The following is an 11,778-nucleotide window of genomic DNA, read 5'->3' as shown; positions in this document are numbered from 1 at the left end:
GGGTAACGGGGGCGGCGGGCGGCGGCGGTGCGCGGGCTGGTCACCGCCACCCGCCGCGGGTGTTCTCTCTGGATCCTCCGCGCCGGACGAGGTTCGGGGCTCATGCGGGCCCGCCCTCTCCTGCCGGGCCTCTCAGGCGGTCGCTCATTCGGGTCTGCCCTTCCTGGCGCGGCGTACCAGCAGGTCGCGTAGCTCGCGGGTGTGCCTGCGGCTGACCGGGAGCTCCGTGTCGCCCACCCGCACGGTGCACTTGCCCGAGTCGATGTGCAGCTCCTCGATGTGCTTGACGGCCACCAGGTGGCTGCGGTGGACGCGGACGAAGCCGGCCGAGGCCCAGCGTTCCTCCAGCGTGGCCAGCGGGATGCGGACCAGATGGCTCCCGCCGGCGGTGTGCAGCCGCGCGTAGTCTCCCTGCGCCTCCACGTAGATCACGTCGGCGCTGGACACGAACCGCGTCACCCCGCCCAGCTCGACCGGGATCGTGTCGGTCTCGCCGGCCTCCACGGGCACGTCGGCCGACACCGCGACGCGCCGGATCGCCTCGGCGAGCCGCTCCGGCCGTACCGGTTTGAGCAGGTAGTCCTCGGCCTTGATCTCGAACGCGTCGACCGCGTGCTCCTCGTACGCCGTCACGAACACGACCCGGGGCGGGTTGGCGAACTGCGACAGCAGCCGCCCGAGCACCACCCCGTCGAGCCCGCGCATCCTGATGTCGAGGAACACGGCGTCTATGGGCCTGCCGTCGGCGATGGCGCGGTCGAGCAGCCGCAGGGCGGCGGCGCCGTCCCGAGCGGTGACCACCTCGCCGATGCGGGGATCAGCGCGCAGCAGGTACGACAGGTCTTCGAGCGCGGGTAGCTCGTCGTCGACCGCGAGGACCCGGAGTTGTGCCATAGATAGTGATAAAACCGACAACAAAGATCGAGGTCAACGGGCAGAGACGCCCGGGTGATATTTCGGCAATCTGATGTTGACCTTGGTACCCGCCCCGGCGCCGGTTTCGACGACCAGTCCGTACTCGTCGCCGTACACCTGGCGCAGCCTCTCGTCCACGTTCGCCAGCCCGACGCCGCCGGGCGAGGCGATGTCACCTGCGAGGATGCGGCGCAGCCTGTCGGGGTCCATGCCGAGCCCGTCGTCCTCGACGCTGATGCGGCACTCGGCGCCGGCGTCCTCGGCGATAATCGTTATACGGCCGACACCGTTGCGGCTCTCCAGACCGTGCCTGACGGCGTTCTCGACCAGGGGCTGCAGGCACAGGAACGGCACCGCGACCGGCAGCACCTCGGGCGCGATGCGGAGCGTGACCTGCAGCTGGTCGCCGAACCTGGCCCGCTCCAGGATCAGGTAGCGGTCGATCGAGCGCAGCTCCTCGGCCAGCGTGGTGAACTCGCCGTGCCGGCGGAAGGAGTAGCGGGTGAAGTCGGCGAACTCCAGCAGCAGCTCCCTGGCCCGCTCGGGGTCGGTGCGGACGAACGAGGCGATCGTGGTGAGCGAGTTGTAGATGAAGTGCGGCGAGATCTGCGCCCGCAGCGCCCGCACCTCGGCCTCCATGAGCAGCGTGCGGGAGCGGTCCAGCTCGGCCAGCTCCAGCTGCGAGTCCACCCATCCCGCCACCTCCTGGGCGGCCCTGACCAGCCCGGCCGAGGCGTGCTGCCCGTAGGCGGCCAGGGCGCCGACGACCCGGTCGTCGGTGGTGAGCGGCACGACCACGGCCTGCCTGATCGGGCATTCGAGCAGTTCGCAGTCGATGGTCAGCACCTGCGTGCGGCCGTCCTTCAAGGTGGCCGCCGCGTGCTCGAACGCATCGACCGCGTGGTGGTCGCCGGCGCCGTCGTACACGAGCAGCCGCTCGCCGTCGGTGATCGCCAGGGCGGCCGAGCCGAGCAGGGCGCGCAGGTGCCGCGAGGCGCGTTCGGCGCCGTCGGCGGTGAGCCCGGCCCGCAGCGGCGGCCCGGCCAGCGAGGCGGTGTGCAGGGTCTCGAACGTGGCCCGCTCCGCCGGGCTGGTGCCCAGCTCGCGGCGGCCCCGCATGACGCGCCACAGCACGATCGCGGGCACGCCCACGAGCACGGCCACGACAGCGACCCCGACCAGGTACTCCACGCGGCCAGAGCCTAGTACGCGCTCAGAGCTCCTCCTGCGTCGGCCCTCTGAGCAAGTGGTTCACTCCCTACCGTCGCTCACAGGCGGCGGCCACCCTGGCGGCGTACGACTCGGCCTCCTCGGCGGAGTCGTATTTCGTGCGCGGCCAGAAGAACCCGCGCAGTCCGTCCTTCTTGTTGCGCGGCACGATGTGCACGTGCAGATGGGCCACGCTCTGGCTGATGCGGTTGTTCATGGCGACGAACGTGCCGTCGGCCTCCAGCCCTTCCTCGACCGCCTTGGCCATGGCCTGCACCCGCTCGAAGAACGGCCCGACGTCGGCCAGGTCGGCCAGCGTCTCGACGTGGAGCGTGGGCACGACCAGCACGTGCCCCTTGAAGACCGGCCGGGCGTCGAGGAAGGAGACCGCCACGTCGTCGGATCGCACCAGGTGGGCGGGCCGCTCGCCCGCGATGATCTCGCAGAACAGGTCGGGGCTCACCGTCCGGCCCTGTCCGCGAAGGCCGTCCAGCTCGTCATGTTGGGCCCCGACCACTCCTCTGGGGCGTGCAGGAAACGCTCGCCCACGCGCTCGCGCAGCCGCTCGGGAACCTCCGGCACCTTGGCGCCCCGGCAGTGGTAGACCAGCGCGCCCCCGCGCTGCCCCATCGCCATCCACGGCAGCCACGGCGACACCCGGCACCAGGAGAACACGCACGGCACGTCGGCCACGCCCGAGTCGAGATCCGTGGCGGAGGCGAAGAACTGGAACAGCTCCAGCGCCCGATACGTGTCACCGGCCGAGTTGTCCGGGTAGTCGGCGACCTTGAGCGGCGACGGGTAGGCCAGCCGGATGTCGACGTTGTAGACCACCTGGCCGCCCAGACGCGTCACCGGCACCGGGTAGGCGCCGAGCCGCTGGTTGACCGGATCGTTGAAGACGTGCTGCACCTCTACCGGCCGCCCCGTGAACGGGTTGTCCCAGACGTCGATCACCTCCCTGGTGCGAGGGTCGAGGTAGAGCGCGGCCTCCCTGGTCAGCAGCTGCCAGCCGCCGTCGGACTCGACCGCCCTGGCCACGTTGATCCCCTCGAATCCGAACAGGTGGTGCGGGCCGTCGTCGTCCTGCCACCCGTATACGTCGCCGGTCCAGTACGAGATCGTCTCCGCGCCGTCCGCCGAGGCGCGCACCCGGATGAATTCCATGATCCGCAGGCTATCCGGAAATGTCACGACGCTCTTCCTGAATCACCGCACGGTGACCGCGAAGATCGCCTCACCGGACTGCCGCCTGCTCTCCTCGTCCTTCGGCGTCCTGTCCTGGCCGCAGCGCCAGCAGTTGAACAGCCTGATCTCGGCCGTGCCCGGCCGCTTGGAGTTGAAGACGAAGTACGCCGTGCCGCCGGATCCGGGGGCGTCGCCCTCGCTCTCGCGCTCCTTGCTGATGTACGAGGCCACCTTCGCGTCCGGTGCCTCCACCAGCGACCAGCTGTCGCCAACGGACGGATTGTCCGCCACGGCCAGGGAGAACCGCTGCCCCGGCCGCAGCTCGACCCGCACGGTCTCGCCCTTGGAGCCCTTGACCACCGTGCCGAAGTCGTTCACCGCGGACCCGCCGCCGCAGCCCGCCACCAGCAGGGCCACCATGGCGGCGACGACCGTTCGACGCATCATCCCTGCAGGTTATCGGCCTCCGGCGGGTCGCGGGGCACCGCGTACGGCTTCCGCACGACCGGCTGGCCCGCGGCGATGCCTTACTGGTCCCTGCGGCGCCTCAGGATGCGGCCGAACACGAAGGCCGCCACGGCGCCGGCGGCGGCGATGAGCAGCACGGGCCGCTTCTTCGCCTGCGCGGCGGCGTCCTTGACCTGGTCGGGCGTGGCCTCGCTGACCTTGTCCGCCACCTCCGAGGTCTTGCCCTTCACGGTCTCGGCCACGTCGGCGGCCTTGCCCTTGGCCGTCTCGGCCGCGCTGGTCGCCCTGCCCTTCACATCGGCCTTGTCCGCCAGCTCGCTGACGGTCTCGCCCATCTCTTTCCGGGTTTCCTTGATGTCCTTGCGCACGTCGCCCACTCCCTCGTCGGCGGCCCGGCGCTCCCCACCCAGCGATCTCTCCTCGGTACGCAGGCTCTCCACGGCCTCGGATCGTTCGTCTGGGATGGGGGCTTCGGGGATGAATGTCTCGTGTTCCTGTCGGGCGGCCTCCGCCTGCCGCGCGTTCTCTGCCGCGCCGGGTCTCGTCGGAGGCACGTTGATGGACTCGCGCTCGGTCGGCGTGCCCACGGTCGCTCTGCGGGCGCCGACGTCACCGGCGTGTTGCTCGCTGTGTCCGGGGTCGGTCTCGCTCATCGCCGTGCTCTCTCCTTGACCATGTCGATATCGGCCTTGACGCTCGCGATGGTCTCCTCGGGGACCGGCGGCGCGGCTCGTTTCACCTGGTTCTTGCCGGTCAGGCCGAGCACGGCGGCGGCGATGAGCAACACTCCCGCCACGATCGCGGCAGCCGCCCATCCGGGCAGGACCAGAGCGAGGAGCATGACGACAGCGGCCACGAGCGTGGCGCCGCCCAGGAACGCGACCGTTCCGGCCGCACCGAACAGGCCCGCGCCGAAACGGGCGTGCTTGCCCTTCTCCGTGAGCTCCATCCTGGCCAGGCGAAGCTCATCCTTGACGAGCCGGGAGACCTGCTCGGAGAGATCGTGGACCAGTTTCTGGGTGTCGTTCACGATGTTCGCCTCCTCCGCTGAGGAAAGCGACTACCCAGGCGACTGGCCTTCTATCACGCGCTATTTCCGCTTGGCGGCCTTGAGTACGAAGCCCAGAACCGAAAGCACGGGGTCTTTCTGCACCTCGCACCAATTGTCCGGCTGCTTCGGCTTGCTCCACGGGGACGGGAGCTCGCACGGCGGAGCCTGCGGCTTGGGCCGTTCACACCACGATCCGGGAGAGTTCATACCATCATTCTACTACTTCACAAATGACTTATATAAGCTCTCCCGCACCTCTTCGGCAGACGAGGTGTGGCCAGGGCGTAGCGAGCCGGAGTGACATACGACATGCGCGCCGACACCTCTATGAGACGGTGATGACCACCTTGCCCCGAGCGTGTCCCTTATCGTCCGACCAGTAAAAGAGTAATCACACCACGCGGCCCTCCTTCGGACCGCTTCGTGGACGGTTCTGGAAGTCCTCCCAGCACTAGGGAAGGGCGTAGACCTGGCCGGTCTGGGCGCCTTCGATCGAGCGGACGTAAGCCGCGGCGACATCGCTGAGGTCTACCGGCGGGAAGCCGGGAAAGTAAGCCCCGTACTTGTCGAGGTCTTCCGTGAAGATCGTCGGGGAGACGGCATTGATGCGCTGGGGTGCGATTTCGATGGCGGCCGCCCGCACGAACGCCTCCACCGCGCCGTTGGCCATGGACGCGGCACTGCCCGTGGCAACAGGCTCCCGAGCCAGCACACCGGTGATCAGGGTGAAGGACCCGCGCTCGGAAACGTGAGGAATACCCTGGCGCACCAGCTCGATCTGGCTGAGCACCTTGCCGTCGAACGCCGCCTGGTAGTCCTGCGGTGTCAACTCGGCGAACGGCTTCCAGGGGACGTCGCCGGCGGCGCTGACCACGGCGTCCACCGCATCCGCCTTCGCGTACAGTGCCGTGATCTGAGCGGGGTCGGAGATGTCGTGGCGGAGGTCACCACTGCTTCGACCAACAGTGAGGATGTCGTGGCCACGCCCGAGCAGCGTCTCGCGCAAGGCGGTGCCGAGCGTGCCGCCGGCACCGATGAGAAGAATCTTCATGGCGACGACGTTACGGCGGCACGGAGCCAGCAGTGAAATGCTCTTCAGGCGGCATTTATGCTCAGCGATTATGAATGTGGAGCTGCGTCACCTTCGGGCCTTGGCGGCGATCGGAGACGAGAGCACCATCACCGGTGCCGCGCTTGCTCTCCATATGAGCCAGCCCGCGCTCTCACGCACCTTGGAACAGTTGGAGAGCCGTCTGGGCACCCGGCTGGTCGAGCGCACCACTCGCCGCCTCACGCTCACCGAAGCCGGAAGGCGGCTGTGGGAGCACGCCCACCGCATTCTCGGCCAGGTGGACACCGCGCTGGCTGAGGCGGTCGCCGGGACGCAGCCGCGCTCCATCCGGGTGGCCTTCGCCTGGTCCGCGCTGGGCAGCCACACGGTTCCCCTCCTTCGCGCCTGGCGTGACCGCCACCCCGACATACCTGTGCACGTCCGGCGCGTGGATGACCCCGAGGCGGCCGTACGGCGAGGCGGGGCCGATGTGGCATTCCTGCGCACCGATCCCACCCCGGATCCCAGCCTGGCGAGCTGCTCTCTCATCCGCGAGCAGCGCATGGCGGCCGTGCCCGAGGAGCATCCGCTCGCCCGGCGCTCGGCCGTGCGCCTGGCCGATCTCGTGGGCCAGCCCGTCGTCTTGTGCTCGACTGCCTCGACCACGCGCGCCGATCTATGGCCCGACGCCCAGCGGCCCCCGACCTTCCAGGTGCCGGGCGTGGACGAATGGCTTACCACCATTGCCACCGGGGAAGCCGTCGGGGTGACCACTGCGGGCATCAGCTACAACCACCCCCACCCAGGCATCCGCTACCTGCCCCTGTCCGATGCCGCCCCCGTGACGGTGTATCTGGTGTGGCCGAGCAGCCCTGCTCATCCCGCGACCGATGCCTTCCGCCGGCTGGTGCAACGGCAACTGGTGGCCTAGCAGCGGTCGCATAGCGAATTCCGGGTCCGCGCTACGCGCCCCGGTCTGTCCCGCCTTCGGCGGGGCATCCTCTGACGGGTCGCCTTCATCCCGGTCTGAAGGCCGCACCTTTCTGCGGAACTTCGGTAACCTACCGTGGTGCTGGCACACGGGGTTTGGGCGGCGGACGGGCTCGCTTTCTGGGCAGAGACCACCGACATCGACGACAACCAAGCGCCGCGGGAACTCATCGTCCCATCAACAAGCGGCCGTTCGCGCCGGGGCGGCGGGCCGCAGCCGCACCCGTTCGCCGCGTCCGCCCCCGGCATCGCCGACGCACTCGGTCTCGACGACGCGCCGGACCGAATGCTGGAGCTGCTGCTTCCGGGCTCGGTCAAGGAGCCGCTGCCGTCGCCGGAGACCGGGCGGCTGTCGGAGGCGGCCCGGCCGAGGCTGCACCTGTGGCAGGTCCCGGCCGTCGTGCCGTCCGCCGCAGTGGCGCTGCGCGTGCTGGCCGAGCACACCGGCACCGCCACCATGCGACACTGGGCCGCCGTCGCCGGCTTCGCCCGCGACCTGGTACGCCGCGGCCGCGTCATCCCGCAACTCGTGCCCGGCGACCCTGGCGACGCGCCCGACGGGTCCATGGCCATGTGGGCGGTCCCGCAGGCGGATGCGCGGGCGGTGTGGCTGCCCGTGGTGACCGGGGTGGACGCCGCGTACTTCCGGGAGCTGGCGCTGGCCATGCCGCCCGCGTGCCGTACCTCCCGCATCGAGCGCCCCTCCGCCGACGTGCTGCGCGAGGCCCTCGAGACCTTCACGGACGCGCTCGTCCGCCAGACCCTCACCGAACCGCTCGTCACCCGCCCCAGGACCCTCCACGACCGCTGGCTGGCCGCGCTGACCGGCACGGACCCCGCCTGCCCGGACGTCCCTGACCTGCGCCGGGAGCTCGAAAGGTGGCACGCGAGCGCGGCCGCGGCCGAGGGGGCGACGCGCGTGTGCTTCCGCCTGCTGGAGCCGGAGGACACCGACGACTGGCGCGTGGAGCTGGCGTTGCAGGCCGCCGACGACCCGAGCCTGTACGTCCCGGCCGCCGAGGTGTGGAGCGGCGAGAAGGTGCCCGGACTGCCGGCGGCCCCCGAACGGGAGCTCCTGGCCGGGCTGGGAAAGGCCGTCAGGCTCTACCCCGAGCTGGACCACGCCCTGCGCGTGCCGCAGCCGAGCGAGCTGGCGCTGGACACCGCGGGGGCGTTCGGGTTCCTGCGGCAGGCGGCGCCGCTGCTGCAGGCGGCCGGGTTCGGGGTGCAGCTGCCGCGCTGGGCTGGCCGTACCAAACTCGGGCTCAAGCTGACCACCAGGACCAAGGCGCAGACGGCGGCCGCGAGCCAGGGGTTCGGGATGCGGGAGCTGGTCGACTTCCGCATCGACCTGGCCGTGGGCGACGAGACGATCAGCGAGGCGGAGCTGGCCGAGCTGGCCAGGCTCAAGGTGCCGCTGGTCAGGGTGCGCGGCCAGTGGGTGGAGCTGGACGACCGGCAGCTGAAGGCGGCGCTCAGGGCCGTGGAGGGCGCCCGTACGGGCGAGGCCACGGCGGCCGGCATCCTCCAGCAGGTCGCCGGTGCCGATTTCTGGGGCGACGACGAGCTGCCGCTGCTGGAGATCGACGCCGACGGCGTGCTCGGCGACCTGCTGTCCGGCCAGGCCGAGCGGCGGCTCCAGCCGCTCAAGACCCCGGCGGGCCTGGACGCCACGCTGCGGCCCTACCAGGAGCGCGGCCTGGCGTGGCTGAGCTTCCTGTCGCAGCTCGGCCTGGGCGGCGTGCTGGCCGACGACATGGGGCTGGGCAAGACGGTCACCACGCTGGCCCTGCTCGTCCACGAGGCGGCCGGCACGCCGACGCTGCTGGTGTGCCCGATGTCGCTGGTCGGGAACTGGCAGCGGGAGGCGGCCAGGTTCGCGCCGCGGCTGCGCGTCTACGTGCACCACGGCAGCGGCCGCGACGCCGCGGAGATCGAGCACGCCGACCTGGTGATCACCACATACGGCACCGCGCAGCGCGACCTGGAGACCCTCAAGCGGTACGAGTGGCGCAGGGTCGTCTGCGACGAGGCCCAGGCGATCAAGAACAGCGGGACGCTGCAGGCCCAGGCCGTACGGTCGATCCCCACCCCCACCAGGCTGGCCCTGACGGGCACCCCGGTCGAGAACCACCTGGCCGAGCTCTGGTCGATCATGGAGTTCGCCAACCCGGGGCTGCTCGGGTCGCGCTCGCGGTTCAGGACCAGGTTCCAGGAGCCGATCGAGGCCCGCCAGGACGAGCAGGCCGCACAGGCGCTCAGGCGGGCGACGGGCCCGTTCATTCTCCGCCGCCTCAAGACCGACAAATCCATCATCTCCGATCTGCCGGAGAAGATGGAGGTCAAGGAGTGGTGCCCGCTCACCCCCGAGCAGGCCTCGCTCTACCAGGCGGTCGTGGACGACATGCTGGCCAAGATCGACGACAGCGAGGGCATCGAGCGGCGCGGCCTGGTGCTGGCCACCATGGCCAAGCTCAAGCAGGTCTGCAACCACCCGGCCCACCTGCTCAAGGACGGCTCCCGGCTGGCGGGCAGGTCGGGCAAGCTGGCCCGCCTGGAGCAGTTGTCCGAGGAGATCCTGGCGGAGGGCGAGAAAGCCCTGCTCTTCACGCAATATGCCGAGTTCGGGACGATGCTCCAGCCATACCTTGCGCAGCGGCTGGACCGCCCGGTCCTGTGGCTGCACGGCGGCCTGCCGAAGAAGACCCGAGACCGCCTGGTCGACCGGTTCCAGAACGACCCGGAGCCGATGCTGTTCGTGCTGTCGCTCAAGGCGGCCGGCGTCGGGCTCAACCTGACGGCCGCCAGCCACGTCATCCACGTGGACCGCTGGTGGAACCCGGCCGTCGAGGACCAGGCCACCGACCGCGCGTTCCGGATCGGGCAGCGCAAGAACGTGCAGGTCCGCAAACTCATCTGCGCGGGGACCCTGGAGGAGCGGGTGGACCAGATGATCGAGCGCAAGAAGGCCCTTGCCGAGCGCGTGGTCGGCACCGGCGAGGAGTGGCTCACGGACCTGTCGACCGACGAGCTGCGCGAGGTCTTCCGCCTCACGGCCGAAGGGGTGAGCTGATGCCGGACTGGTACACCGCCAGCAAGCCGATCAAGGTCGAGGGCGGCATCAAGGCCCGAACGCAGCGCGGCTCGATCGGCTCGACCTGGTGGTCCAGGCGGTTCATCGACATCCTGGAGCGCATCTGCGACAAGGGCCGCCTCACGCGCGGCCGGGCCTACGCCCGCCAGGGCCAGGTCCTGTCGATCGACCTGTCCGCGGGCGAGGTCAGGGCCGAGGTGCAGGGTTCGCGCCGCACCCCGTACGAGATCGTGATCAGGATCGAGGCGTACGCCGAGAGCCGGTGGGCCGAGCTCGAGGAGGCCATCGCGGCGCAGGCCGTCTACCGGGCCAAGCTCCTGGCCGGCGAGATGCCGACCGAGATCGAGGAGCTGTTCGCCTCGCTCGGGATCGACCTGTTCCCGCGCGACCTGGACATGGACTGCTCGTGCCCCGACTGGGGCTTCCCGTGCAAGCACCTGTCGGCGGTGCTCTACCTGCTGGCCGAGTCGTTCGACGACGACCCGTTCCTGGTGCTGGCCTGGCGGGGGCGCACCCGCGAGCAGTTGCTGGGGTCGCTGGCCGCGGAGGAGGCGGACGAGCTGCTGGTGGACGACGTGCCGTTCGCCGACCGGCTGGCCGACTTCTACGCCCCGGGCGCCACGGCGCACCGGCCGGAGCGCCGCCCCGCGGCCGTCGCATCCGATCTGCTGCTGCGGGTCTTCCCGCCGCCCGGCGATCTTGGACGCGCGCTCGTCCCGGCGTACCGACGGCTGGGGGACGCCTGATCAGCGGTCGTGGAAGTCCTCGGGCACCATGACGCGCACCCCGTTCGGCACCACCCGGAGCCGGATCGGGGTGCGCAGCCGCACCTCGCCGTCCACGTCGGCCGCCATCGGCGGGTCGGTCTCCAGCAGCATCTCCTGGCCCATCACGAACGGGCCCCCGGCCAGACTGCGCCAGCGGCCGGTCGTCGCGCGGATCAGCGTCTCCCCGAGCAGCCGCAGCTTCTTGCCCGACCCGAGCTGGTAGGCCACCAGCAGCCCGTTGTCGATGCTGATGTCCCTGGCCACCTGCCAGCCGCCGTGGAAGCGGCCGTTGGCGATGTTGAGCTGATGGGTGAGCAGCTCGTGGCGCTTGCCGTTCACGGTGATGTAGGCGCGGAACGGCTTGTGCCCCGGCAGGACCGTGAGCGCGGTCAGCGGGTAGGCGGGGCGGCCGATGATGCGCTTGAGCCAGGGCTTGACCTTGCCGGCCACCTCGACCGAGACGCCGAAGCTGGCCAGGTTCGCGAACTCGCGGTCGTCGGCCATGCCGAGGTCGATGTCGGCCACCTTGCCGGTGGTGAACACCCTGATCGCCCCGGCCAGGTCGAGCGGGAGGCCGAGGCTGCGGGCGAAGTTGTTGGTGGTGCCGAGCGGCAGCACGCCGAGCGCCACGTCGCGGTGCGCCACGTGGCGCACCGCCGAGGAGAGCGTGCCGTCGCCGCCGCCCACGATGAGCAGGTCGGGCTTGGTGGCCAGGGCCGCGTCGAGCAGGTCGCGCAGCTTCTTGGGGTTGTAGACCGACAGCTCGGCCAGCGGCTCGAACCCGAGGTTGTGGATCTGCTCGATCACCTCGAAGTAGTGGCGGCGGCCGCGGCGCGAGCGAGTGTTCACCACGACCGCCACCCGGCGATCCCTCCGGATCGCCTCGGTGTGCTCGGCCTTGGTGCGCAGTTCGCTCATGGTCGTCAATCGTAGGGCGTGGAGACCACCACCTGCGGCCGGTCGCCGGACGCGACCGGCCGCAGGGCCGCCGGGAGCCCCCAGCGGCGTGTTATGGCGATCTCATGCCGACTTCTGAGATCGCTGT

12 protein-coding genes are annotated in these 11,778 nt (G+C 70.5%); 3 read left to right on the top strand and 9 right to left on the bottom strand.

Going from position 1 to position 11,778, the window contains the following annotated elements:
- Nucleotides 1-144: 144 nt before the first annotated feature.
- The 8 genes from EJK15_RS44705 to EJK15_RS44670 form a co-directional block, all read right to left on the bottom strand.
- Complete coding sequence (locus EJK15_RS44705) at nucleotides 145-894, bottom strand: LytR/AlgR family response regulator transcription factor (RefSeq protein WP_138716548.1); 750 nt, start codon at nucleotides 892-894, stop codon at nucleotides 145-147.
- A 33-nt stretch (nucleotides 895-927) separates the two neighbouring features.
- Nucleotides 928-2,106 carry a sensor histidine kinase gene (locus EJK15_RS44700; protein ID WP_206061490.1) on the bottom strand — a complete coding sequence of 393 codons (1,179 nt, stop codon included), beginning with the start codon at nucleotides 2,104-2,106 and terminating at the stop codon, nucleotides 928-930.
- Between the two features lie 67 nt (nucleotides 2,107-2,173).
- A complete protein-coding gene (locus EJK15_RS44695) occupies nucleotides 2,174-2,587 on the bottom strand; it encodes an HIT family protein (protein ID WP_138716547.1) in 414 nt (137 codons plus the stop codon).
- Nucleotides 2,584-3,291, bottom strand: a complete 708-nt coding sequence (locus EJK15_RS44690) for a DUF1838 family protein (protein WP_138716546.1) — start codon at nucleotides 3,289-3,291, stop codon at nucleotides 2,584-2,586. Before EJK15_RS44690 ends, EJK15_RS44695 begins: the two co-directional genes overlap by 4 nt.
- Before the next feature lie 42 nt (nucleotides 3,292-3,333).
- Nucleotides 3,334-3,759: a protease inhibitor I42 family protein gene (locus EJK15_RS44685; RefSeq protein ID WP_138716545.1), complete on the bottom strand. Its 426-nt coding sequence runs from the start codon at nucleotides 3,757-3,759 to the stop codon at nucleotides 3,334-3,336.
- Nucleotides 3,760-3,839: 80 nt separating this feature from the next.
- On the bottom strand, nucleotides 3,840-4,433 hold the full coding sequence (locus EJK15_RS44680; RefSeq protein ID WP_138716544.1) for a DUF3618 domain-containing protein: 594 nt from the start codon (nucleotides 4,431-4,433) through the stop codon (nucleotides 3,840-3,842).
- Entirely contained in the window at nucleotides 4,430-4,810 is a 381-nt protein-coding gene (locus tag EJK15_RS44675) for a phage holin family protein (RefSeq protein ID WP_138716543.1), read from the bottom strand. The genes EJK15_RS44680 and EJK15_RS44675 overlap by 4 nt, the downstream gene beginning before the upstream one ends.
- A gap of 472 nt (nucleotides 4,811-5,282) precedes the next feature.
- Nucleotides 5,283-5,882: a short chain dehydrogenase gene (locus tag EJK15_RS44670; protein WP_138716542.1), complete on the bottom strand. Its 600-nt coding sequence runs from the start codon at nucleotides 5,880-5,882 to the stop codon at nucleotides 5,283-5,285.
- A 37-nt stretch (nucleotides 5,883-5,919) separates the two neighbouring features.
- On the opposite strand from EJK15_RS44670, the gene EJK15_RS44665 reads away from it, so the two are divergent.
- The 3 genes from EJK15_RS44665 to EJK15_RS44655 all read left to right on the top strand — a co-directional run bounded on the left by EJK15_RS44665 (nucleotide 5,920) and on the right by EJK15_RS44655 (nucleotide 10,712).
- Entirely contained in the window at nucleotides 5,920-6,813 is an 894-nt protein-coding gene (locus EJK15_RS44665; RefSeq protein WP_338089923.1) for a LysR family transcriptional regulator, read from the top strand.
- A 138-nt stretch (nucleotides 6,814-6,951) separates the two neighbouring features.
- On the top strand, nucleotides 6,952-9,945 hold the full coding sequence (locus EJK15_RS44660) for a DEAD/DEAH box helicase (protein ID WP_338089922.1): 2,994 nt from the start codon (nucleotides 6,952-6,954) through the stop codon (nucleotides 9,943-9,945).
- The gene (locus tag EJK15_RS44655) at nucleotides 9,945-10,712 is read left to right on the top strand and encodes an SWIM zinc finger family protein (RefSeq protein ID WP_138716539.1); all 768 of its coding nucleotides are present in this window, start codon (nucleotides 9,945-9,947) and stop codon (nucleotides 10,710-10,712) included. The genes EJK15_RS44660 and EJK15_RS44655 overlap by 1 nt, the downstream gene beginning before the upstream one ends.
- On the opposite strand, the gene EJK15_RS44650 is transcribed toward EJK15_RS44655, so the two are convergent.
- Entirely contained in the window at nucleotides 10,713-11,651 is a 939-nt protein-coding gene (locus EJK15_RS44650; protein ID WP_138716538.1) for a diacylglycerol/lipid kinase family protein, read from the bottom strand.
- Between the last annotated feature and the right edge of the window lie 127 nt (nucleotides 11,652-11,778).

Origin of the sequence: Nonomuraea basaltis (assembly GCF_005893125.1) — a bacterium.
GTDB lineage: Bacteria > Actinomycetota > Actinomycetes > Streptosporangiales > Streptosporangiaceae > Nonomuraea > Nonomuraea basaltis.
This window is presented reverse-complemented; position numbering and strand designations above follow the sequence as displayed.

Excerpts from the sequence above, each read along its gene's own strand:
- EJK15_RS44650 (WP_138716538.1), bottom strand. The coding sequence starts at position 11,651 with ATGAGCGAACTGCGCACCAAGGCCGAGCACACCGAGGCGATCCGGAGG.
- EJK15_RS44665 (WP_338089923.1), top strand. The coding sequence starts at position 5,920 with ATGCTCTTCAGGCGGCATTTATGCTCAGCGATTATGAATGTGGAGCTG.
- EJK15_RS44670 (WP_138716542.1), bottom strand. The coding sequence starts at position 5,882 with ATGAAGATTCTTCTCATCGGTGCCGGCGGCACGCTCGGCACCGCCTTG.
- EJK15_RS44655 (WP_138716539.1), top strand. The coding sequence starts at position 9,945 with ATGCCGGACTGGTACACCGCCAGCAAGCCGATCAAGGTCGAGGGCGGC.
- EJK15_RS44690 (WP_138716546.1), bottom strand. The coding sequence starts at position 3,291 with ATGGAATTCATCCGGGTGCGCGCCTCGGCGGACGGCGCGGAGACGATC.
- EJK15_RS44685 (WP_138716545.1), bottom strand. The coding sequence starts at position 3,759 with ATGATGCGTCGAACGGTCGTCGCCGCCATGGTGGCCCTGCTGGTGGCG.
- EJK15_RS44680 (WP_138716544.1), bottom strand. The coding sequence starts at position 4,433 with ATGAGCGAGACCGACCCCGGACACAGCGAGCAACACGCCGGTGACGTC.
- EJK15_RS44705 (WP_138716548.1), bottom strand. The coding sequence starts at position 894 with ATGGCACAACTCCGGGTCCTCGCGGTCGACGACGAGCTACCCGCGCTC.